The organism is Pseudomonas sp. Je.1.5.c (assembly GCF_051129895.1).
GTDB classification, from domain to species: domain Bacteria; phylum Pseudomonadota; class Gammaproteobacteria; order Pseudomonadales; family Pseudomonadaceae; genus Aquipseudomonas; species Aquipseudomonas urmiensis.
In genome coordinates, this window is sequence record NZ_JBCPSP010000020.1 from 53981 (window position 1) to 77222 (window position 23242).

Annotated in this window: 18 protein-coding genes and 1 other RNA gene; 9 read left to right on the forward strand and 10 right to left on the reverse strand. The window is 58.7% G+C overall.

The genetic code is table 11. The features are described from left to right. The first annotated feature begins 12 nt into the window (after positions 1 to 12). The 5 genes from AAZU54_RS15800 to AAZU54_RS15820 are packed head-to-tail and all read left to right on the forward strand — an operon-like array spanning position 13 to position 7612. Positions 13 to 1470 (forward strand): ATP-binding protein, encoded by a 1458-nt coding sequence (locus tag AAZU54_RS15800; RefSeq protein WP_434727361.1) that lies wholly within the window; start codon positions 13 to 15, stop codon positions 1468 to 1470. Beyond that, positions 1467 to 4376: a Z1 domain-containing protein gene (locus AAZU54_RS15805; protein ID WP_434727362.1), complete on the forward strand. Its 2910-nt coding sequence runs from the start codon at positions 1467 to 1469 to the stop codon at positions 4374 to 4376. The genes AAZU54_RS15800 and AAZU54_RS15805 overlap by 4 nt, the downstream gene beginning before the upstream one ends. Beyond that, positions 4360 to 5373 (forward strand): PD-(D/E)XK motif protein, encoded by a 1014-nt coding sequence (locus tag AAZU54_RS15810; RefSeq protein ID WP_434727363.1) that lies wholly within the window; start codon positions 4360 to 4362, stop codon positions 5371 to 5373. The genes AAZU54_RS15805 and AAZU54_RS15810 overlap by 17 nt, the downstream gene beginning before the upstream one ends. Then, positions 5370 to 7154, forward strand: coding sequence for an AIPR family protein (locus tag AAZU54_RS15815; RefSeq protein WP_131197341.1), 1785 nt, complete (start codon positions 5370 to 5372; stop codon positions 7152 to 7154). The genes AAZU54_RS15810 and AAZU54_RS15815 overlap by 4 nt, the downstream gene beginning before the upstream one ends. Continuing rightward, positions 7151 to 7612: a very short patch repair endonuclease gene (locus AAZU54_RS15820; protein ID WP_434727364.1), complete on the forward strand. Its 462-nt coding sequence runs from the start codon at positions 7151 to 7153 to the stop codon at positions 7610 to 7612. The genes AAZU54_RS15815 and AAZU54_RS15820 overlap by 4 nt, the downstream gene beginning before the upstream one ends. Here AAZU54_RS15820 and AAZU54_RS15825 read toward each other — a convergent pair. The 8 genes from AAZU54_RS15825 to AAZU54_RS15860 form a co-directional block, all read right to left on the reverse strand. After that, the gene (locus AAZU54_RS15825) at positions 7560 to 9146 is read right to left on the reverse strand and encodes a DNA cytosine methyltransferase (RefSeq protein ID WP_434727365.1); all 1587 of its coding nucleotides are present in this window, start codon (positions 9144 to 9146) and stop codon (positions 7560 to 7562) included. The two genes, AAZU54_RS15820 and AAZU54_RS15825, sit on opposite strands and share 53 nt — an antisense overlap. Positions 9147 to 9237: 91 nt before the next feature. After that, positions 9238 to 10491 carry an integrase domain-containing protein gene (locus AAZU54_RS15830; protein WP_434727366.1) on the reverse strand — a complete coding sequence of 418 codons (1254 nt, stop codon included), beginning with the start codon at positions 10489 to 10491 and terminating at the stop codon, positions 9238 to 9240. Between the two features lie 183 nt (positions 10492 to 10674). Further along, positions 10675 to 11066: a transfer-messenger RNA gene (gene ssrA / locus AAZU54_RS15835) on the reverse strand. A gap of 103 nt (positions 11067 to 11169) precedes the next feature. Further along, positions 11170 to 11466: a hypothetical protein gene (locus tag AAZU54_RS15840; protein WP_186556518.1), complete on the reverse strand. Its 297-nt coding sequence runs from the start codon at positions 11464 to 11466 to the stop codon at positions 11170 to 11172. Positions 11467 to 11571: 105 nt separating this feature from the next. Continuing rightward, positions 11572 to 11832, reverse strand: a complete 261-nt coding sequence (locus AAZU54_RS15845) for a DUF3077 domain-containing protein (protein WP_264236898.1) — start codon at positions 11830 to 11832, stop codon at positions 11572 to 11574. 850 nt (positions 11833 to 12682) lie between these two features. Then, on the reverse strand, positions 12683 to 15493 hold the full coding sequence (locus AAZU54_RS15850; RefSeq protein WP_434727367.1) for an FAD-binding and (Fe-S)-binding domain-containing protein: 2811 nt from the start codon (positions 15491 to 15493) through the stop codon (positions 12683 to 12685). Between the two features lie 77 nt (positions 15494 to 15570). Then, entirely contained in the window at positions 15571 to 16716 is a 1146-nt protein-coding gene (gene lldD, locus AAZU54_RS15855) for an FMN-dependent L-lactate dehydrogenase LldD (protein ID WP_264236901.1), read from the reverse strand. Between the two features lie 69 nt (positions 16717 to 16785). Continuing rightward, complete coding sequence (locus AAZU54_RS15860; protein WP_434727368.1) at positions 16786 to 18456, reverse strand: lactate permease LctP family transporter; 1671 nt, start codon at positions 18454 to 18456, stop codon at positions 16786 to 16788. Between the two features lie 255 nt (positions 18457 to 18711). On the opposite strand from AAZU54_RS15860, the gene AAZU54_RS15865 reads away from it, so the two are divergent. Next, positions 18712 to 19479, forward strand: coding sequence for an FCD domain-containing protein (locus AAZU54_RS15865; RefSeq protein ID WP_186556513.1), 768 nt, complete (start codon positions 18712 to 18714; stop codon positions 19477 to 19479). A gap of 120 nt (positions 19480 to 19599) precedes the next feature. Here the strand turns inward: AAZU54_RS15865 and smpB are convergent, their stop codons facing one another. Further along, entirely contained in the window at positions 19600 to 20082 is a 483-nt protein-coding gene (gene smpB / locus AAZU54_RS15870; protein WP_186556512.1) for an SsrA-binding protein SmpB, read from the reverse strand. A gap of 162 nt (positions 20083 to 20244) precedes the next feature. Here smpB and AAZU54_RS15875 point away from each other — a divergent pair, with 162 nt between their 5' ends. After that, the gene (locus AAZU54_RS15875) at positions 20245 to 20679 is read left to right on the forward strand and encodes a type II toxin-antitoxin system RatA family toxin (protein ID WP_186556511.1); all 435 of its coding nucleotides are present in this window, start codon (positions 20245 to 20247) and stop codon (positions 20677 to 20679) included. Positions 20680 to 20745: 66 nt separating this feature from the next. Here AAZU54_RS15875 and AAZU54_RS15880 read toward each other — a convergent pair whose 3' ends face one another. Beyond that, positions 20746 to 21276 carry an outer membrane protein assembly factor BamE gene (locus AAZU54_RS15880; RefSeq protein ID WP_186556510.1) on the reverse strand — a complete coding sequence of 177 codons (531 nt, stop codon included), beginning with the start codon at positions 21274 to 21276 and terminating at the stop codon, positions 20746 to 20748. A 97-nt stretch (positions 21277 to 21373) separates the two neighbouring features. On the opposite strand from AAZU54_RS15880, the gene fur reads away from it, so the two are divergent. Further along, positions 21374 to 21778, forward strand: a complete 405-nt coding sequence (gene fur, locus AAZU54_RS15885; RefSeq protein WP_186556509.1) for a ferric iron uptake transcriptional regulator — start codon at positions 21374 to 21376, stop codon at positions 21776 to 21778. Between the two features lie 244 nt (positions 21779 to 22022). Then, positions 22023 to 23224, forward strand: a protein-coding gene (locus AAZU54_RS15890; protein WP_223218641.1) for an IS3 family transposase whose coding sequence is annotated in 2 segments (ribosomal slippage) — positions 22023 to 22329 and positions 22329 to 23224 — 1203 coding nt in all. Because the reading frame shifts where the segments join, the coding sequence is not laid out codon by codon here. Positions 23225 to 23242: the final 18 nt, after the last annotated feature.

The window sequence follows — 23242 nt, forward strand, 5'->3', positions numbered from 1 at the left end:
CGAGCGGGGGCGATGCTGGAAGCCCTGCGTGGGCTCGGTTATTCGACAGCAGCTGCTTTGGCAGATGTGATTGATAACAGCGTTTCCGCTGGAGCATCAGTGGTTCATGTGAAATTCGACTGGGATGGTGAGAAAAGTCGGATTTCCATCTTGGACGATGGTCGAGGAATGGATGACGCTGAGTTGGAGACTGCGATGACGCTGGGAGCCAAGAGCCCTCTTGATGAGCGTCAGCCTAGTGATCTCGGCCGATTTGGAATGGGGTTAAAAACTGCATCCTTTTCTCAGTGCCGCTGTCTCACTGTCGCGTCTCGAAAGGCGAGTGGCCCCGTATCCTGTCTGCGTTGGGATCTCGATGCTATTGCTGCTGCACCGGATGATGGGTGGAAGATGTTTGAGGGGCCGACTCTTGGTTCCGAAGCTTTCGTTGAGCCGGCCGAAACACTCTGCTCTGGAACAATAGTTCTGTGGGAGCGGTTGGACCGAATCGTTACACCTGGTTATGACCTCGACCACTTTGCAGACTTGATAGACGATGTCGAGCTACGCTTGGCAATGATTTTCCACCGCTTGCTGGAGGCGCCAAATCCGGTTTTTCGGCTGTTCATAAACGGCAAGCTGGTGAGCCCTTGGGATCCCTTTATGACAGGCCACCCTGCGAAGCCGTGGCATTCGCCAGTCGCCCAGATCCTTACACCCTCAGGCCTTGTTGAGGCCCAATGCCATGTACTGCCGCACAAGGATCGAATCTCCGAGGAGGAGTACCGTAAGGCCGGTGGGCCAGAGGGGTGGACATCCCAGCAGGGATTTTACGTTTATCGCAACCGGCGTTTGCTTCTGGCAGGCGGATGGCTCGGGCTGGGGCAGGGGCGTGCATGGAACCGAGAGGAGCCTCAAAGGCTTGCCAGAATCAGGTTGGACATTCCTAACACTGCCGATGCCACTTGGAAGATCGATGTCAAGAAGTCAACCGCACGGCCTCCAGTGGCTGTACGCCCATGGCTGACGAAACTAGCTGAGGATACGAGAGAGCGGGCTAGAAGAGTCTTTGCATTTCGTGGATCGCCAATGCCAGGCCCAGGAGGTCTCAAGGTTGAGCAACAAGCATGGCGTGTCGAGCGACTTAAAGGTGGTGTGCGCTACCGCATCGACGAGGGGCATCCGGCAGTGGCTGCGGTAATCGAGTCGGTTGGCGGAAAAGCTGACCTTGTCCGGGCAATGCTGCGGGTCGTCGAGGAAACGGTACCTGTCCAGCGGATATGGCTCGATACAGCCGAGAATAAAGAAACACCGCGAACCGGCTTCGATGGCGAGCCCAATGCAGCCGTGATCGAGGTGGCAAGCGTACTGTTCAACGACTTGATCGAGCGTAAAGGCTTGAGCGTCGAAGAGGCTCGCAAGTCGATGCTCAGGACGGAGCCATTTCAAAATTACCCAACGCTGGTCGCCAAATTAGGGGAGAACCAATGACCTCAGCGGAAGAGGCAGCAGCGCAAGCTGAACTGCTGGAAAATGTTATTGCCACCGCACAGCGATTGGTGAAGGCCGAGAAGGACAAATCCAAGATTACCCCGACCTTCATTGCCGAGAAGGTTCAGCTTGCGACGGCAATGTTTGCAAGCGATTCACCGCAAGCTGTAGATCAGGGCAAAGCCGTTGCCACTCTGATCCAGCGCTTCAGCCATTGGATCGGCAAATCGACCACGCTCAGAGACAACGTGGGCCACATTGACTGGCTCACTGCGGCTCGCAAGCGCGACTGGCACTACTGGCGACGCTACGGGGACTTCTTGGAGTCCAAGTTATCCGACACGGTAGTCGAAGGGCTCGATGAGGCCACCGACGACATCCTTGGCCTGCTAGAAGACCCACAGCGGGGAGATGATTGGGATCGCCGGGGACTTGTCGTTGGGCATGTGCAATCCGGCAAGACCAGCAATTACTCCGGGCTTATCTGTAAGGCCGCCGACGCAGGCTACAAAATCATCATTGTGCTTGCTGGTATGCACAACAACTTGCGCTCGCAGACCCAGATGCGGCTAGAAGAAAGCTTCCTGGGATACGAGACGACTATCGATCGTGATCCGGGTATGCCCATTGGCGTGGCCGAGTTCGGCGAAGACTTGAAGACCAATTCTGCAACTACACGCGCGGAGAACGGTGATTTTAGCAAGGCCATTGCCAAACACTTTCACGGCATTTCGCCCGAGGAGCGGCCATGGCTTTTCGTCGTCAAGAAGCAGAAAACGGTCCTTACGGCCCTGCTGAACTGGATTCAAACGCGTGTGGCTGATAGTACCAGCGCGAGTGATGGTCGTAAGCTGGTGACGAAGCTTCCATTGTTGATGATCGACGATGAGGCGGACAACGCGTCCGTCGACACGGGCGAGCAGATGTTCAATGATGACGGCACGCCGGACGAAGAGCATCAGCCCAAGACCATCAACAGTCTCATCCGTCAAGTCTTGCACGCCTTCACGCGTAAGGCCTACGTCGGCTACACGGCAACACCTTTCGCCAATATCTTCATCCATCATAAGGGCGCGACGGCCAAGGAAGGCCCGGATCTCTTCCCCAAATCTTTCATTATCAACCTGGCCGCCCCTTCCAACTATGTGGGCCCCGCCCGCATGTTCGGCAAGATGACCAAGGAGGGGCGCAAGGGAGCTCTTCCCCTATCCCGGGATATTGCGGATCACTACGATCCTGAGGCGGACTCGGGGTGGATGCCGCCGAAGCACAATAAAGCGCATGTCCCTACTTACAACGGACAAGAGAGCATTCCACCTTCTCTGCGCGAGGCAATTTATGCTTTCGTCTTGGCCTGCTCGGTGCGAGAGCTACGCGGTCAAGGGGATCAGCACAGCTCAATGCTGGTTCACGTCACTCGCTACGTAGATGTGCAGAACCATGTGCGAGAGCAGATCGAGGAAGCCGTGCGTCGCATGCGCCAGAAGATCAACCGCGGCATCGGCGCCGAGGCGCTGCTAGATCACTTGCGCAGGCTCTGGGACGAAGACTTTCTCCCAGTCCGCGACCAGGTCGCGGTGCTTTCTCCGGTCGAGGAGTGTCCGCCAACCATGCCGAGCTGGGACGACATCCTCGCCGTCTTGCCCGAAGTGCTGCATGACATTGAGATCCGTTCGATCAATGGAATGGCCAAGGACGCGCTCGACTATGCGACACCAGGTGCGGCACTCAAGGTGATCGCGGTTGGCGGTGACAAGCTTGCCCGGGGCCTGACGTTGGAAGGGTTGTGTGTGAGCTACTTTGTGCGCACGACGAAGATGTATGACACGCTCATGCAAATGGGCCGCTGGTTCGGCTACCGCCCCGGATACCTTGACCTGTGCCGCCTCTACACGTCTCCCGATCTGGTGAAATGGTTCGGCCACATTGCCGACGCATCAGAGGAGCTGCGGGAAGAGTTCGACTTCATGGCTGAGGCCAAACTGACGCCGGATCAGTATGGGCTCAAAGTGATGTCGCATGAGGTGCTCACCGTCACCTCCCCCTTGAAGATGCGCAATGCGCAGACGCTCTCGCTGACTTACAGCGGTACCCGCCCGCAGACAATCCTGTTTCACCGCGATGCCAAGATTCAACAGCAGAATCTCGACGCAACGGACGCCCTGATCGGATCGCTTGCGGGGCCATGGGAGGACTCACCGAAGTATGGCCGCGATGGCGATCCGGACTCCTGGCCAAGTGCCCGCCTATGGAAAGATGTTGATGTATCCAAGGTGCTTGCGTTCCTTGGTTCGTATGTGACCCATCCGAATGCCACCAGTGCCAAGGCCGCAGTGCTGTCAGAGTTCATCACCAAGATGGTCGACACCGGTCAATTGAAGAAGTGGAGCGTCGCGCTGCTCGGCGGCGGCAATGGTGTAGGGGATCCGCATATCTTCCCCGGCGGTGATCCTTCAACGACCTATTCGATTCGCAAGACTGAGGACTCCGTTGATCCTGAGAATATCGATCCCAAGAACTTTGCTATCGGTGTGCTCACTGACCCCAAGGATGAAGGTATCGACCTTGGCGATGACTCCTGGCGCGAGGCACTGACTCTCACCCGCGCATCTTGGAAGCCCGACCCCGCCCGTGGTCGGGAGAAGCTACCGAACTTCCCCAGCGGCAAGGGCATCCGCGAAGCTCGTAGAAAACTTGGAGGTGACGTGGACTGCGGGTTGCTTCTGCTTTATCCGCTCACGCCCTACTTCTACAAGGACAAAGCGCCTGAGCGGCTTATCGTTCCCGGGTGGAGCAAGCCCATCATGGCTTTCGCAATTGCGTTCCCCTCCAGCGACAACCCGATTAGCGTGGAGTACGAAGTCAATCTCCTATATTGGAAGCAAGAATATGGCCCGTCCGAGTGAAGAGTTCCTACTAGCTTGGTCGTCACTATCCAGCAGTGATTCCGGTCCAGGTTGGCAGGCAATTTCCCTACATCCAGCGGGCCCCGTCGAAGTTCAGGCGGGGCGCCGCTCGCCGGCCAACGCCGAGGCGATATTGTTCTGCTTTCCTACCGCCAGGTTGGCTCGAACCGAGAAGCTACCCGAGGGGCAGGGCTTTTCGGTCGAGAAAGTAGATTCAACAAGTGAAAGGCTGCTTAGGCTGGCGCTGACTCGCCAAACAGCCGGAAGCGTTGAACTTTTCGCTGCTATGGCTTGCGATGTGGCCGGAGCTATGGACGAGGCCGCCGCTGCTGGTGTTTCCGAGGCCAAGCTGTTACGGGTTTTAATCGGACGAGTAGTTGCTTGGCAGAAATTCATGTCGCGTGGCGCGAGTTCTCTTAGCCCCGAGGCGGAGCTAGGTCTGGCGGGCGAGCTTGCCTTCTTGATCGCTCTCTTGGATTCGGGGGTTCCTGCTGAAGGGGGGCTCAAGGGCTGGGTGGGGCCCGACGACGCCCCCCAAGACTTCCTGTTGGGAGACGGAGCAATTGAGGTCAAGGCGACGATGTCCTCGTCTGGCTTCCCGGTGAAAATAGGCTCCCTTGAGCAGTTGGACGATTCTGTGGCGTCGCCACTCTTCCTCGCGGCTATGCGGTTCTCGCGTGGGGAGGGTGGTCTCACCCTTCCAGAGATGGTCGCGGATATCGAGCAACGCCTTGACGGTGAACCAGGAGCGGCCATTTTCCTCAGAGAAAGGCTCATGGTTTCTGGCTACTACGAAGGTCACTTGAGCCATTACACCCGTAGGTTCGAACTGAAGGAGAGGAGAATTCTCTCTGTGTCCGAAGGTTTTCCGCGGCTGACTCCTGGAACCGTTCCCATCGGTATCAGTCGAGCTCTATACGAAATCAATCTGGAGCACGCCGGGGACTTCCTCTCGGATCTCGATGCGGCTCTGAGGCTACTAGGAGTAAACGGATGACCCTTGATGATTTTTTCGCTGAGACCAGGGGCGAGATAGCTGCTCAGATGAGTGACGGCTCCCCCTTTGCCGAACTCGTTTTTTCCGAAGTGGTGATGCAGCATCTTGTTGATGCAGGAATGACTTTTGAGCCAGTTGTCTGCCACTTTCAGGGAAAGGTCGGCAACGCGAATCTGCGCTTGAGTGGCTATGCCATGTCTGAAGATGCTGACCAGCTCGACCTGTTCGTCAGTCTCTACGAGGGTTTCGAAAGCCTGAGCTCGATCCCCGATCAAGACGTTAAGACAGCGGCGGCCCAGTGTGTCCGCTTTTTGGAACTCTGTGCGGCGGGACGTATCGCCGATAAGCTCGATCCCTCAAGTGACGTCCATTCCCTTGCGCTTACGATTCGGGAAATCTATGACGGGCTTGAGCAGGTTCGCGTCTACGTACTTACGGACGGCATAGCCAAGTCGAAGAGTTTCAAGGCCCGAGATGTTGGTGGGAAGTCCGTGAAGCTTGAGGTCATGGACATTGAGCGGCTGTTCCGCCATCGCTCCGAAGGTAAGCCACGTGATGAGCTTGTTGTTGATTTCAATGAGGTGTCTGGCTCTCCACTACCATGCGTTTTCGTACCTGGTGAAACAGGAGACTATGACTATGCACTTACCGCTATCCCGGGTGAAGCACTTCGGTTTGTCTACGAGAGGTTCGGACCTCGTCTACTTGAGGCCAATGTCCGCTCATTCCTAAGCGTTAAGGCGAAGGGTGTGAATGCGGGGCTTCAGAATACCCTTCGGAATGCGCCGGAAAGATTCATGGCTTACAACAACGGGATTGTATTAGTCGCTGATGAGATGCGGCTTGATCGTGCCGTGGACGGATCACCAGGTATCGCTTGGTTGCGCGGTATGCAAATCGTGAATGGCGGTCAAACGACAGCCTCCATTTTCTTCGCCAAGAAGAAATATGCTGACACGGATTTGAGCAAGGTTCGCGTCCCAGCCAAAATCATCGTCATGAAGGAGGAGGATCCTACAAAAGAGGAAGCCCTTGTCTCCGATATCTCGCGTTATGCCAATAGTCAAAATGCTGTTCGCCAATCAGACCTATCGGCCAACAAGCCGTTTCATGTTGATATTGAGCGGCTGTCTCTTTCTGTCTACTGCCCTGATGGTACAGGGCGATGGTTCTACGAGAGAGCTGCTGGCAGTTACAACACTCTTCTTGCACGTGATGGTGTTACCCCTGCGAAGCTGCGCGCGCTGAAGGACTCCGTCCCAACCTCTAGGAAGATCACGAAAACCGAGTTGGCGAAGTACTCCAAGGCGTGGGATGGCCAGGCTGACGTTGTCAGCCTTGGTGCACAGAAGTGCTTTGATCGGTTTATGTCCGATATGACTGAGGGGGAAGCTGAAGGAGAGGTTTTCACTCCGGATGTGGCCTATTTCAAGGCTGTTGTCTCGAAGGCATTACTCTTCAAAGCAGTTCACAAGGCGGCACGACCATTGGTGCCGGCCTTTCTCGCAAACGTTGCTGCTTACACTGTCGCAGTGGTTTCCAAGACTTACGGCGAGTCATTTGATCTTGAGCGGATCTGGAGTAGACAAGGCGTATCTCCTCAGCTTGTTGAGCAGATCGAAATTTGGGCTCGGGAAGTCTATGACCGTCTCCATGACACCGCAAATGGTAGGATGATCTCCGAGTGGGCAAAGCGGCCAGAGTGCCGAGAGGCCATGTTCTCTCGACCATTCTCTGCGCCTTCGGTCGATGTCCCTGAGGCGCGCCGAGGAGGGTTGTGACAGATGTAGTTAACACACTGACTCGAAGTCGGATGATGTCGGGAATACGAGGAAAGGACACCAAGCCCGAGATGCTTGTACGTCGTGTCCTTTTCAAGGCCGGTTTTCGTTTCAGGTTGCACAGGAAGGACTTGCCCGGAGTCCCCGATGTCGTTCTTCCCAAGTGGAGGGTCGCGCTTTTTGTGCACGGCTGCTTTTGGCACATGCATCAAGGTTGTTTCAAGACAAAGATCCCTTCAACTCGCACCGAGTTCTGGCGGAGAAAGCTTGAGGCTAATGTAGAGAGGGATCGCAGGGCGCAGATCGCGTTGGCTGAGGCAGGCTGGCGAGTTGTCGTTGTCTGGGAGTGTCTGACCCGAGACTCTCAGGCACTGGAAGCCTTTCCCGATATGCTGTCCGCCTGGATCAGAGGCCCTGCAATTTTTGGCGAGTTTTCCCTGCTCGATAAGAGTCGATGACTGCTGCAACGATAGCTGCGATTTTCCGCGCTAGAAGTGGTGGCACGGCGTTTCCGACCTGTGTGTACTGCTGTGTTCTGTTACCTTCAAAGAAGTAATTATCAGGGAAGGTCTGCAGTCGTGCAGCTTCGCGAACAGTAAAGCTCCGGCACTGACTCGGATCGGGGTGTATGTAGTAATGGCCATCTTTGGCTATGTGGGCAACAACAGTCGTAGATGGGCAATCCTCCATTTGAACCCTGAAACGGTCACTGAAGGGGACTGAGGCGGAAGAAACGTTCTCATGAGCTGGTAGGAGTTGCTCGGGAAATTGGTGTATTTTCGGTGAAGTTCCGTACAGCTTTGCGAAGGTAGCAGCAAAAATGTACCTGTGCAGGTCAGAGCGCATATGACTCCTTGCCTCATGCTGCAGGACTCCCCCAAGCCTGGGGTCGAGGAACCACTCCCGTTGTTTGGGGCTCATCTTTGGCGCTACGTTCCAAGGTATGAACCGACTACCGTTTGAGTTTAATCGCTGTGCGTTGGCCGCTGCAGTTCGCATGGTATCTATTAGATCACCTCGACCGGCTACATAAGGGCGCAAAAGGATAGAACTGGCCTCATTCAATGCCGCAAGCCAAGATTCAAGGGAGTCTCCTCCCCTTGAAATCTTGCTGCGCAGTGGGGGGAGTCCCGATAAGGCTTGGCCAACGGTAAAGGCCGTTTGACTGGGTTCCAGCACCAAGTTGTGAGAACGCTCCAGTAATGCGGGGCAGTTCGATACGACATCAGAGCGAACACCGAACAAGATGACTCTGTGTCGTGCTTGTGGGAGGCCGTAGCGCTCGGCTTGGATGATGAAATCGTGCGGATCCAGGTTTTCCGCTTCGTCAGCGACGACAAAGGAGCGGATGCGGTACGAAAGATCTCCTGCGGGACTCGAAAGGTCTTCGAGAATCTGTTGGAAGATGTGCGATCCACTGTGTTGCGAGGACAGGATGCCTTTTACGTTCTCCATGACGAAGATCGTTGGTCTGAACTCGCGAATAATCCGCAGGTATTCCTTGTATAGAAAGTGCTTCTCGTCGCTCTCAAATTCCTCCAGGGTCTCGCGGGTTCGACGGGCGCGGCCAGCTACCGAGTACGCCTGGCAGGGCGGACCGCCGATGAGAACCCATTCATTTGCGCCACTCAGGGCTTTGCTGATCCAACGGTCGATGTCCTCATGTGAATCCTTGCCAAGCTCTGCGAGCTTTGCCTCTTGCGAGGCCTCCACAGCTTCCGCTGGGACGTCCGGATGCTTGAATAGCTCTTCGCGGGTAATCTCACCCCGAATGTACCTGTAGTAAGCCTCCGGTACTTCACCTTTAGGAAAAGCACGGAATAACGCACGTAAGGATAGCGTCGCGTGAGCCACTGGGTCTTTCTCGATCGAGACGCGTAACTTGAACTTGCGTGTGCCTTTTAGGTGGCCACCTATCGACGAGAATCCCTCTCCAAGTCCCCCGGGGCCTGCAAAAAGATCGATGACTGGAATTTCATTCATGTAGTTCATTTGTCTAAACTCACGACAAGAAAATATATGATTATTGAGGGTTTGCGAAAAAAAGATATCGCAAATATTAAGTTCTAATTATTGGCTTGTTTCATCTCGCAACGGCCGTATTGTCGTGAGTTCTCTTTACCGCTGTTACTGATAAGTTTCCGGTAGCAGCTTTTTGAATCTGCTCGCTCCACCAAGCCATCATAGGGCGCCTGCGCTCGATGTAGTCAGCCCTGTTGTAGGCGCTACGAACCTCATCCTTGTCGACGTGAGCAAGGGCTACTTCTATCAATTCAGGCTCCCAGCCGTGTTCATTGAGCGTGGTACTGGCCATTGAGCGCATTCCGTGGCTGACCAAGCGTCCCTCAAAACCCATACGTTTCAAGGCCGTGTTGGCCGTTTGACTATTGCAGTGAGTGTGCGGATTGCGGTCAGCAGGGAACACATATTCACGGTGCCCGCTATAGGGTTTGATCGCTTCCAGAATGGCCAATGCTTGATCTGTAAGCGGCACCGTATGCGGGCAACGTTTTTTCATGCGCTCAGCCGGGATCGTCCAGATCCTTTTCTCGAAATCGATATCAGCCCAGCGAGTAGTGGCAGCCTCAACGGGGCGAGTCATCGTATGCAGTTGCCACTCGATCAGGCATCGAGTGGTTCTTTTTATGCTGGAGTTCGCGATGGCAACCATGAGCTCATTTAGCTCATCGGGGTGTAAAGCCGGCATGTTCTTTTTCTTCGGCTTCTTGAACACGCTACCAATCCCGGTAAGTGCGTTGGCGGGTATCAGGCCTGAGTTGACCCCGTAGGTCATGATCTCGTTGAGTCGCTGCGTAAGGCGTTTGACGGTTTCCAAGCTGCCTTTAGTTTCGAGCGGCTTGAGAAGGCTGATGACCTTCGGCGCTGTAATGGATGTTATCGGTGTGCCGCCCAGATCGGGAAAGACATGCAGCGTAAGCGAGCGCCAAATGTCCTCGGCGTAGGCGGGGGTTACCGCATCTTTTTTGAGCTCATACCAAGACGTCGCTATATTCTGGAGCGTGTGCTCTGTCGCTGCTTTTTTAGCCTGCAGTTCAGCATCACGTATCTCTTTCGGATCAATGCCACTAGCAAGCACCTCTCTAGCATCGAGAGTTTTCTTGCGCGCTTGTGCTAATGAAACCTCGGGGAAGGTTCCCAAGCCCATGTTGATCCGCTTCTTCGTTATCGGATGCCGATAGTTGAAGTTCCACAGCTTGGAGCCATTGCTTCTCACTCTAAGTTGGAGGCCGGCTCCATCGAACAGGACATAGTCCTTTTCTGATGGTTTGGCAGATTTCACTCTGAGTTCAGATAGACGGGTTGCTTGAGCGCACATGGTGGTTCCGAACGTGATTTGGCATTCCAAAAATTAACATCAGTAGGCTTGGAATGCCATTTGGAATGCCGCTGGCCATGGCTTGTGCTGGACGTTGTGGGATGGTTATGTCGCTGAAAGCCCCGTATTTTCTGGGTTTTAGCCACAAAAAAAGACGTCCGTGGACGTCTTTTTTTGATCATTTGGTGGAGCCGGGGGGATTTGAACCCCCGTCCGCCAGTACTCCGCTGTCGGTACTACATGCTTAGCCGTCTCTACTGAGTTAATCCGCAGCCGCCCGAGTGGCAGGGTGCTTTGGACGAGTTGGGTAAGTTTTAGTCGCTTTGCCCCCAACGTGCTACACGACGATCCTGTTCTGTATGACAATCACTTCGGGTTTACAGGCATCCCCTAGTGATTGCTGGAGCCGAAGCTACCAGGAGAGCGGGCTCAGCTGCTTACGCAGCGAGAGCGTAACCCTCGTAGTTTTCGTCATTGGCAACTATAGAAAGTTGCAACAGTGGATTTACGAGTTCTGTTACCAACTCGGCATGCACCTAGAGTTTCGTGACCGGCGTCGAATCCTAATCGGCCCCACACTCAGCTCTAGCTGAACGTGCTTTTCAGCACGCAAGGCGGAGTATACGCCTTTGCGCGGGCGACGTCGACAACTGGTCCTGTCGTCGCCCGTGCCGGGCCTCACGCGCCGCCGCTACCGCCGCTGGTGCCGCTGCCTTTGTCGGTTTTCTCCAGGCGTTCGAGCACTTTGCTGGTAATGGCGATGCATTCTTTGGTGTCGCCGGAGGCCTGGGCGGCCTTGGCTTTGTCGACGTGCTCGGTGAGGGCTTTGTCGAGGCCTTCGGAGGTGGCGCCGGCGGTGGCCATGCTGTCGTCGATTTTCTGCAGGTTCAGGGCGCACAGGTCGTCGGCGGCGAACACGGGGGAAGCCAGCAGGGTGGCCGCCGCGAATAGGGCTGAGAGAGCAGTACCTTTCATGGGTGTCTCCTTCTGCAAGGCCTCTGGAAGGTGGGCCTGAAGGGTGGACTGTGGCGCTCGGGCGTGGGTTCAATCCAAGTGCTGGCTGGCAGATAGGGCGCGCTGTCAGGGCTGGGCGTTGGGGTAGAGCTTGCCCAGTTCGATGTCATCGGCCACAGCCTTGGCGAAGGCGCTGAGGTAGCGGGCTGCGCCGAGGGCCATGTGATCGCCGTTGATCTCGGCTTCGAGGGTGAGGTGGCGGATCAGGCCGAGCATGGTCGAGAGTTCTTCGAAAGCGCGCTCGGCGGGGACGCCGGGCAGGATGCGGTAGAGGTCGAGGAAGGTTTCGCTACCGGCGGTTTTCCAGTTTCTGAGGTCGTGGGTCATCTGATCATTCCTTGATAGCTGCGGGGGAGGGGGTGTTCGGGTTGGGGGTGGCCCGGGTGCAGGTGTCAGAGGGGGTGAGCAGTTTGAGGTGGGGTGGGTCGGGGACGAGCTTTTTCATGGTGCAACTCCTAGGGTCGGTCAGGAGCTCCCAGCGAAATCCCTCTCACAGGATTAGGGTGGCAGCTGTTCGCGGGGTGAGAGACCGGAGACCTAGGAACCCGGCCAGGACGAATCCTGCCCGCGCACAGCTGCCATATGGCTACAGCTAGGTCTCAGGCTCTCACACCGGGTCGCCTAATACGACGACCCGAGGAAATTAGCCCTGATGCTCGTGCTCAACAACAGCGAAACGGCTGTAGCGGTCGTAGGGTAATTCCCAAGCGTGGTTGAGCTGAAGTATTTGGTTGCAGGTTCGGAAATGTCTTACGGCTGGAGGCCGTAGGCGAGGGCTTTGCCCTCGATCGCAGGCAAGCCAGCTCCCACGGGGTTCGCGGCGGCTATGGATGAAGTGTTCATTCAGATCCAAGGGGTTCGCGGCGGCTATGGATGAAGTGTTCATTCAGATCCAAGGGGTTCGCGGCGGCTATGGATGAAGTGTTCATTCAGATCCACGGGGTTCGCGGCGGCTATGGATGAAGTGTTCATTCAGATTCACGGGGTTCGCGGCGGCTATGGATGAAGTGTTCATTCAGATCCACGGGGTTCGCGGCGGCTATGGATGAAGTGTTCATTCAGATCCACGGGGTTCGCGGCGGCTGTGGATGAAGTGTTCATTCAGATCCCCGCAAAGGGCCCGGGGCGATCATGGATGATGTGATCATTCAGGTCGCCCCACAAACACCGCGCTTGATCAGATACTCCGCGCCCGGGTCACGCGGTCTACCAAATAGACCAGCCCGTGATAGTCGATCCCACTGTGGCTCGACAGGCCAATCTCGCAGGTGCGGCTGGTCGAGATGCCTTCGCTGCAATACTGCACCGCATCCTTGAGGCTGCGCAGCGAGTGGGCGTTGAGCTCTGGGGTGGTGAAGCCTTTGTCGCCGGCGAAGCCGCAGCAGTGAATGCCTTCGGGGATCACCACCTGTTTGCTGCAGCGCCGCGCCAGGTCGATCAGCGCCTGGCTTTCGCCCAGGTGCTGGGTGCTGCAGGTGACATGCACGGCCACCGGCTCCTCCTGGGGGGTGAACTCCAGGCGCTCGAGCAGGTGGGTGCGGATGAAGCGCACCGGGTCGTACAGGTCCAGGCGGGTTTCGCCCAGGTCTTGCACCAGGCGCAAGGTGCAGGGGCTGGTGTCGCAGTAGATCGGGTCAAGCCCGCCGCGGCTGGCATGCAGCAGGGCGTTGATCAGCTCCTGGCGCTTGTGCTCGGCCTGCTCGGCGTAGCCTTTGGAGGCGAACGGCTGGCCGCAGCACAGGCTGTCGGCGTTGTCGGGGAACACCACCTGGTAACCGGCTTTCTCCAGCAGGGCGCGGGTCTTGTCGAGCAGCGAGCTTTGCTCGCGGTCGGCGTAGGCCGGGCCCATGACCCGCGATACGCAGGCGGCCAGGTACACCACCCGTGGTCGGGCGTCGTTGCTTGCCGGGCCGAAGTCGATGGCGCGCAGTGGCTGCGGCATCGCTGGGGTCCACTGCGGCAGGCGGCCGTTGCTGGCTTTGCTCAATGAGGCGCTGATCCGCCCCAGGCGTGGCGCGCCGAGCAGCTTGCGTGCGCCGTTGGCGGCGGCCAGGGTGAAGCGGGCGCCGCGCAGGGCGGTGTGGAAGTGCTCGGCCAGCCAGTCGGCGGTCTTCTCGTGCTCGGCGGCCTGGCCGCGCAGTTTCTTCACCAGCTCGCCGGTGTTGATGCCGACCGGGCAGCGCTGGGCGCATAGGCCGGTGGCGGCGCAGGTGTCGATGCCTTGGTATTGATAGCTGCGCAGCAGCTCGCGCACGTCTTCGCCGGCGCGCTTCTTGGCCTGGATGTCGCGCCACATGACGATGCGTTGGCGCGGGCTGAGGGTCAGGCCTTTGGACGGGCAGACCGGTTCGCAGAAGCCGCACTCGATGCACTTGTCGACGATCTCGTCGGCCGCCGGCAGGGGCTTGAGGTGCTTGAGGTGGATGGCTGGGTCTTCGCTCAGGACCACGTCCGGGTTGAGGATGCCGTTGGGGTCGAGCAGGCGTTTGAGCTGCCACATCAGTTGGTAGGCGTCATGCCCCCACTCCAGCTCGACGAAGGGCGCCATGTTGCGTCCGGTGCCGTGCTCGGCCTTGAGCGAGCCGCCAAATTCGACCGCCACCAGTTGCGCGACGTCGTCCATGAACGCTTGGTAGCGTGCCACTTCCTGTGCGCTATTGAAACCTTGGGTGAAGACGAAGTGCAGGTTGCCTTCCAGCGCGTGGCCGAAAATGATCGCCTCGTCATAGTGATGCTTGTCGAACAGTTGGATCAGCCGGTTGACGCCTTCGGCCAGTTGCTCGACCGGGAAGGTCACGTCTTCGATGATCACCGTGGTGCCGGTCTGGCGTACTGCGCCGACGGCGGGGAAGGTGTCTTTGCGGATCTTCCATAGCAGGTTGTACACGGCCGGGTCTTCGCTGAAGTCGACTTTCTGCTCCAGCGGGAAGTCGGCGATCGAGGCCATGATCAGTTCGAGTTGCTCGTGCAGCAGGCTCTGGCTGGCGGCGCGCGACTCGATCAGCAGGGCGCAGGCGTTGTCCGACAGCGCCTTGACCCACACCGGCATGCCGGGCATGTCCTGTACCGAACGCAGGCTGCGGCGGTCGAGCAATTCGACGGCGGACACCGGTTGGCGCTTGAGTACCGTCACCGCCTTGCAGCAGCTTTCCACGGTCGGGAAGACGATCAGTGCCGAGGCCTTGTGCGGGTGGTCGAGCACGGTGTCGTAGGTCACCGCGCTGATAAAGCCCAGGGTGCCTTCGGAACCGACCAGCAGGTGCTGCAGGATATCCAGCGGTTGGTCGTAGTCCACCAGTGCGTTGAGCGACAGACCTGTGGTGTTCTTCAGGCGGTATTTGTGGCGGATCTTGGCCGCCAGTTCGCTGTTGGCGCGGGTCTCGCGGCCGAGCCGGGCGAGTTCGCCGAGCAGCTCGGCGTGGCTCTGTTCGAAGGCGGCGACGCTGGCCGGGTCTTCACTGTCCAGGCGAGTGCCGTCGGCCAGTACCAAGCGCAGGCCGGCGAGGGTGTGATAGGTGTTTTGCGCAGTGCCGCAGCACATGCCGCTGGCGTTGTTGGCGACGATGCCGCCGATCTTGCAGGCGTTGATCGAGGCCGGGTCGGGGCCGATCTTGCGCCCGAACGGGGCCAGCCAGGCGTTGGCCTGGGCGCCGATCACGCCGGGTTGCAGGCGGATTTGCTCGCCCTGGCGACGGATCTCCTTACAGTTCCAGTTATCCCCCAGCACGATCAACACCGAGTCGCTGATGGCCTGGCCAGACAGGCTGGTGCCGGCGGCGCGGAAGGTCACTGGCACGCGCTCACGCTGGGCCAGGTGCAGCAGGCCGACCACTTCGTCCTCAGACTCGACGCGCACTACCAGCTTGGGGATCAGCCTATAGAAGCTGGCATCGGTGCCAAAGGCCAGGGTCGAGGTCGGGTCGTCAAAACGGCGGTCTGCGGGGATCAGGCGCTCGGCATCTCTGAGGAACGCGGCGGGCAAGCTCATGCAATCTCCTCGCGGGGCCGTCGCGTCTGTTGCGCGAGGTGCCCCGGTGATTATCAGGCGGTATTGGGTGCAGGCGTTCAGGCGCCCAGTTCGCGCACCAGCGAATCGCGAGTGATCTCGCTGATCGACTTGGCGCCGGTGAGCACCATGGCGACGCGCATTTCTTTTTCGAACAGCTCGAGCAGGTTCTTCACCCCGGCTTCGCCATGGGTGGCCAGGGCCCAGAGGAAGGCGCGGCCGATCAGCACGCTGTCGGCGCCGAGGGCGATCATGCGCACGACGTCGAGGCCGCTGCGGATGCCGGAGTCGGCGAGGATCTTGATCTCGCCTTTGACCGCATCGGCAATCGCCGGCAGGGCGCGGGCGCTCGACAGCACGCCGTCGAGCTGGCGGCCACCGTGGTTGGACACGACGATGCCGTCGGCGCCGAACTTGACGGCGTCACGGGCGTCTTCCGGATCGAGAATGCCCTTGATGATCATCGGGCCGTCCCAGAACTCGCGGATCCACTCCAGGTCTTTCCAGGAGATCGACGGGTCGAAGTTGTTGCCCAGCCAGCCGATGTAGTCGGCCAGGCCCGTGGGGTTGCCGCGGTAGGTGGAGATGTTGCCCAGATCGTGCGGGCGGCCCATCACGCCGACATCCCAGGCCCACTCGGGGTGGGTCATGGCTTGCAGCACGCGGCGCAGCGGGCCGTTCTTGCCGCTCATGCCGGAGTGGGCATCGCGATAGCGCGCGCCGGGTACGGGCATGTCGACGGTGAACACCAGCGTCTTGACCCCAGCGGCCTTGGCCCGCTCCAGGGCGTTGCGCATGAAGCCGCGGTCCTTGAGCACGTACAGCTGGAACCACATCGGCCGGTTGATGGCCGGGGCGACTTCTTCGATCGGGCACACCGACACCGTCGACATGGTGAACGGAATGCCGTGGGCGGCTGCCGCACGCGCCGCCTGCACTTCGCCGCGGCGGGCGTACATGCCGGTCAGGCCGACCGGAGCCAGGGCGACCGGCATGCTCAGGGTCTCGCCGAACAGTTGCGTCTGAAGGCTCAGCTCGGACATGTTCTTCAGCACGCGCTGACGCAGGGCGATGCTGGCCAGGTCTTCGACGTTATGGCGCAGGGTGTACTCGGCGTAGGCGCCACCGTCGGCGTAGTGGAACAGGAATGGCGGCAGCTTGCGCTGGGCCGCGGCGCGATAGTCGGTGGAGGCAGAAATGATCATGGAATCTCGCTGCAAAGGTTGAAAGGGGCGGCTGCCGGATGCGCCGTGACGCATCCGGCCCCTGTCACTTTAGTGGTGAACCAGCATGCCGGTGAGCCAGTACGCCTGGACCAGGGTGATCAGGCCGACGATGGTGGCGAAGAACAGGCTGTGCTTGACGGTGAAGCGGAACAGGTCCGATTCCTTGCCGACCAGGCCAGTCGCGGCGCAGGCCACGGCGATCGATTGCGGCGAGATCATCTTGCCGGTCACGCCGCCGCTAGTGTTGGCCGCTACCAGCAGGGTGTCGCTGACCCCGATCTGGTGCGCAGTGGTGGCCTGCAGCGAGCCGAACAGGGCGTTGGACGAGGTGTCCGAGCCGGTCAGGAATACGCCCAGCCAGCCCAGGAACGGCGAGAAGAACGGGAACGCAGCGCCGGTGCCCGCCAGAACCAGGGCCATGGTCGAAGACATGCCCGAGTAGTTGGTGACGAAAGCGAAGGCCAGCACCATGCCGATCGACAGGATCGGCCAGCGCAGCTCCCAGAAGGTCTCTTTAAAAGTGGTCAGACCAGTTTTGAAGTTGATCTTCAGCACTGCCATGGAAATCAGTGCGGAGAGGAAGATCGCCGTGCCGGTGGCGGAGATCGGATCGAGCTTGAACACCGCTGGCATTGCAGTGGGTGCAGCGACGATCGGAGCGGTCTTGATCACCAGCTGGTCGAGGTGCGGGATGGCGAAGTTGAACACGAAGTTGTACATCGCGCCGCCCGGGGCGAAGGCGGCCTTGAACGGCTTCAGGGTCCAGATGGTCACCAGCACGGTGAGGATCAGGAACGGCGACCAGGCCTTGAAGATTTCACCCAGGCTGTACGGCGAAGGCTGGCTGCCGCTGGACTGCACCACGGCGGCGCCGACGCTGCCCTTGGCTTCGACGAACGAGCGCTTGGGCTGCCACACTTTCAGGAACAGGGTCAGCGATACCAGGCTGGCCAGGGCCGAGGTGATGTCTGGCAGCTCTGGGCCGATGAAGTTCGAGGTGAAGTACTGGGTCACGGCGAAGCTCAGGCCGGCGACCAGGGCGGCAGGCCAGGTTTCTTTGACGCCGCGCAGGCCGTCCATCATGAACACCAGCCAGAACGGCACGAACAGCGACAGCAGCGGCAGCTGGCGGCCGGTCATGGCGCCGATGTGGAAGGCGTCGATGCCAGTCACTTGGCCGGCGACGATGATCGGGATGCCGAGCGCGCCGAACGCCACGGGCGCGGTGTTGGCGATCAGGCACAGGCCGGCGGCATACAGTGGGTTGAAGCCCAGGCCCACCAACAGCGCGGCCGTGATGGCCACCGGGGCGCCGAAGCCGGCGGCGCCTTCGAGGAAGGCACCGAAGCAGAAGCCGATCAGCAGCACTTGCAGGCGTTGGTCGTCGGTAATCGACAGCACCGAGCTGCGGATCACTTCGAACTGGCCGCTCTTGACCGTCAGTTTGTACAGGAACACCGCGGCAACGATGATCCAGGCAATTGGCCAGAGGCCGTAGAGGAAGCCGTAACCGGCGGCAGCCAGGGCCATGTCCACCGGCATGTTGAAGGCGAAGATCGCTACCAGGATCGACAGCCCGAGCGTGATGCTACCGGCCACGTGGCCTTTGAGGCGGAACACGGCGAGGGCGAGGAAGAAGAACACGATGGGGATGACCGCCGCCAGTGCGGACAGGCCAAGGCTTCCCAGAGGGGTATAGAGTTGTTGCCAGGTTTGCATATGGGGTGGCCCCTAATTGTTGTTGGTCAGCACTGGCATTGGATAATTGGTAAGACCAATTTACAATGTCTGGACGCTAGGTTAAAAGCGTGGCTGCGGCTGTGTCAATTTGTCTCGCGGCAAACTTTGGTCGGATGCCGATGAACGGGCCGTTGTCGGTGGGCGAAAAACGCCAACTGATGCGTGTCGGTTGCGCCTGGATAGGCCAGAATAGGCGCCCCCGAAATCGGTACGGGGGTTTGTGGAGAGCATGTGATGGTTTTTGATCAGGTCCGCCAACGGCGCCTGTCCGACGACATTGTCGAGCGGCTGGAAGGGATGATTCTCGAAGGGACGTTGACCTCGGGTCAGCGTTTGCCGGCTGAGCGCGTTCTGGCTGAACAGTTCGGCGTGTCGCGCCCATCGCTGCGTGAGGCGATCCAGAAGTTGGTGGCCAAGGGTTTGTTGGTCAGCCGCCAGGGGGGTGGCAACTATGTTGCGGCTTCGCTCGGCGCAACCTTCAGCGACCCGTTGCTGCAGTTGCTTGAGCACAGCCCTGAGGCGCAGCGCGATTTGCTTGAGTTTCGCCACACGCTGGAGGCGTCATGCGCCTACTACGCGGCGCAGCGGGCGACCGAGCCTGATCGTGAGCGGCTCAAGGCAGCCTTCGATGCGTTGCAAGATTGCTATTCACGCAAGGACGAAGTCAGCCGGGCGGAGGAGGGCGCGGCGGATGCGAGTTTCCACCTGGCGATTGCCGAGGCCAGTCACAACGCCGTGTTGCTGCATACCATCCGGGGGTTGTTCGACCTGCTCAAGCGCAACGTGGTGACCAACATTGGTGGCATGTATCAGCAGCGTTCAGAGACGCGCGACATGCTCATCAGCCAGCATCGCGAGTTGTACCAGGCGATTGTCGAGGGGCGGGCGGAAGAGGCGCGGGAGGTGTCGAGCCGGCACATTTTGTATGTGCAGGAAGTGCTCGAAGAGGCGCAGCAAGAGGCCCAGCGCGTGGCGCGGGCAGAGCGGCGCAGCGGGCGCTGAGAAGCTGCGCCCCCACAAGCAGCGCATGACCCTGTAGGAGCGGGCTTGCCCGCGATGGCGGCGGTACATTCACCATCGCTATCGCGGGGCAAGCCCGCTCCCACAGCGGGTGAGCAGGAATTAGTCTTCCTTGCCCTTGTTGCGCACCGCACGCTGGATCTCGCGGTTGGAATCGCGCTCGCGCTGGGTATCGCGCTTGTCGAATTCCTTCTTGCCCTTACCTAGCGCGATCTCGCACTTGATCAGGTGCTTGCTCCAGTACAGCGCCAAGGCCACGCAGGTGTAGCCCTTCTGCGCCACAGCCGCTTCCAGGCGCTCAAGCTCGCGCTTGTTCAGCAGCAGTTTGCGCGTACGGATCGGGTCGGCGATCACGTGGGTGCTGGCGGCGGTCAGCGGGGTGATGTGGCTGCCGAACAGCCAGGCTTCGCCATCCTTGAGCAGCACGTAGCTGTCGGTCAGGTGCGCCTTGCCGGCCCGCAGGCTCTTTACTTCCCAACCGGACAGGACCAGCCCGGCCTCGAACTTGTGTTCGATGAAGTAATCGTGTCGCGCTTTCTTGTTTTGCGCGATGGTCCCGGTCGGATGTTTCTTTTGCTTAGCCATAGGGGCCGCATTATAGGCAGTCGTCGCGTCGTCGGCTATGGGATTTCGGTGTGCTTGAGCCTGCGGATCGAATCCCGGACAATGCAGGCGCTGTGCAATGCGCAGAACCTGTTTTCGGTGCGCTGAGAAGCGCCGCCGCCCAGCCTTGGAAGTGACGCCTGGATGACAACCCATATTCAACGTTCCGCCCTGCTGCCGTACCCTGCCCAGGCGCTCTACGATCTGGTCAACGATGTGGCCAGCTACCCGCAGTTTCTGCCTTGGTGCTCGGCCTCGACAGTGATCGAGAGCAGTGAAACCCACATGCGGGCGCGGCTGGAAGTGGCCAAGGGCGGCATGAGCCAGCAGTTCGTGACGCGCAATGTGCTGGTGCCGGGGCAGTCGATCGAGATGAACCTTGAAGAAGGCCCGTTCAGTCAGTTGCATGGTGTATGGGTGTTCAAGGCGCTGGGCGACAAGGCCTGCAAGATCAGCCTCGATCTGTCTTTCGACTATGCCGGGCCACTGGTGCGAGCGACCCTCGGCCCGCTGTTCAACCAGGCGGCCAATACCCTGGTCGATGCCTTCTGCCAGCGCGCCAAGCAGCTTAATAGCTGAAGCTTCGGTAAATAGCAGATACAAAAAAGCCCGGACCTAGGTCCGGGCTTTTTATTAACGCCGCCGTTATTGCGGGTTGGTGTCCAGCGGGGCTGGGGTCGGCACCGGCGTGGTTTCGATGGTGTCGATCTCGCGCTGGATCGACTCCTCGACCGAACCTGGCTTGGCCGGCTTCTCTTCTGGCTGAGTCGGCTGGCCTGGTTGGGCGTTCGGGCTGACTGTAGTGTCGCCGCTGCCACCAAGGATTTCCTGGTCGCGGCTGACGCCTGGCATGAAGTCGCCGGACAGGCTCACGAGCTGATCACCTTCGTTGAAGAAGATGCTCATACGCTCCTGCTGACGCTTACCGCCGCCAGGTTGCAGGCTGTAGAGATAATCCCAGCGATTGGTGTTGAACGTGTCCTGAATCAGCGGGTTGCCCATGATAAACCTTACTTGCCGTCGGGTCATTCCGGGGCGTAATTGGTCTATCATGTCCTGCGTGACGACATTGCCCTGCTGGATGTCGATTTTGTAAACCCCGGGAAACGAGCAACCGGCGAGTGCGAGCAGTCCCACAATGGTGAGGCTGGTTAGCAAGAGCTTGGACTTTTGCATCGGTGGGCGACTTCCACTATCTTGGCTGGACAACGTAAACCCCGATCATACCCGTATTAAGAGAAGCTGCGAAGCAGCATCGGCGAGAAAGCTGACCATGGTTGAAAATAGCGAACTGCGCAAAGCTGGTCTCAAGGTGACACTGCCTCGAGTAAAGATCCTACAGATGCTGGACTCCACCGAGCAGCGTCACATGAGTGCCGAGGATGTCTACAAGGCGCTGATGGAAGCTGGTGAGGACGTCGGTCTGGCGACCGTCTATCGCGTACTGACTCAGTTCGAAGCGGCGGGTTTGGTTGTTCGCCACAACTTCGACGGCGGTCACGCGGTGTTTGAATTGGCTGATGGCGGCCACCACGACCATATGGTCAACCTGGACACCAACGAAGTCATCGAGTTTTTCGATTCGGAAATCGAAAAGCGCCAGAAAGAGATCGTGGCCGAGCATGGCTACGAGCTGGTGGACCACAATCTGGTCCTGTATGTGCGTAAGAAGAAGTAACGATTTCGATCGTTATTAAAGCAAAGGCGACCTCAGGGTCGCCTTTGTGCTTTCTGCGCGGTTCGCAAAATTTGGTAGAGGCCCAAGCTCTGCTGGGATGCTAAGCCAGAGGCTTGCAACAGGGTGTCGTCAGGGGGGGCGTGGCCTGGTAGGAGGTGCGTGGTAACAGGTGCGTGGGAGCGGGCTTGCCCCGCGATAGCGTTGTTGGCGCTGACGCTATCGCGGGGCAAGCTGATCTGGCCTAATGATTTTGGACACCTTCTACGGGCGCTATGATGGCGCCCAATTGGAGGCAAAATCAGTGCGAAAGTCATACTCGAAAGAACAGAAAATCCGGGCTGCTGAGATGGTGCTCGACGGTGGTCAATCAGTACCCGAAGTCTGTGAAATGCTTGAAATTGGGCCTACAGCCCTGCGTCGCTGGGTTGAGCAAGTGCGCAAGGAGCGAGAGGGCAAGGTACCGGCTGGAGCCAAGGCTATCACCCCGGATCAACAACGAATCCAAGAGTTGGAGGCGTTGGTTCGGCAGAAAGACCGAGATATCGAAATCCTAAAAAAGGCCAGTGCTCTCCTGCTTCGGGACTCCAAAGATCGTTTTCGCTGATCAACGAGCTGAGTGAGCAATACGGTATCGTCGAATGCTGTCGCGTGCTTGGGGTCAAGCGCAGCAGTTTCTATGCATGGCGCAAACGCCAAGCCCGGAAAAATCCAGAGCGGGATCAGTTACGCTCGGCTGTAGAGGGCCATTTCAAAGTCTCTCGAGGTTCGGCTGGATCGCGAACACTAACCGAGGAACTGCGGCGTGACGGCCATAAAGTCGGACGCTACAAAGTGCGTAGTCTGATGCGTGAAGCTGGCCTGAAATGCAGGCAGCGCCGGCCGCACCGGTACCGTTCTTCAGGCGCGGAAGCGCTGATTGCAGAGAATCAGCTGAAGCGGAATTTCAAAGTTTCGACGATCAACGAAGTGTGGTGCGGGGATGTGACCTATATCCAGGTTGGCAAGCGCTGGCTGTACTTGGCAGCTGTGCTCGACCTGTACGCACGACGGGTGGTGGGCTGGGCATTTTCAATGATTGCGGACGCAAGGCTGGCCTGCAGCGCGCTACGCATGGCGGCCGAATCCCGCGGCAAGCCGAAGGGTGTGATGTTTCATTCCGACCAGGGATGCCAGTACACCAGCCACAAGTTCAGGGCTGCACTTGAAGAGTACGACATGAATCAGAGCATGAGCCATCGAGGACAATGCTGGGATAACGCCGCCATGGAGCGCTTTTTTGGGGCCCTGAAGTCAGAGTGGATTCCCGCAGGGGGTTATGAAACCGAAGCACAGGCGCGGGCTGACGTTCAGGCTTATTTGGTCCGCTACAACCTGAAGCGCCTCCACAGCTACAACGGTTATCAAACCCCGGTAGCCATGGAGAAAAAGCTCAAGGATGCGGCATGAAACCTTAACTGGTGTCCA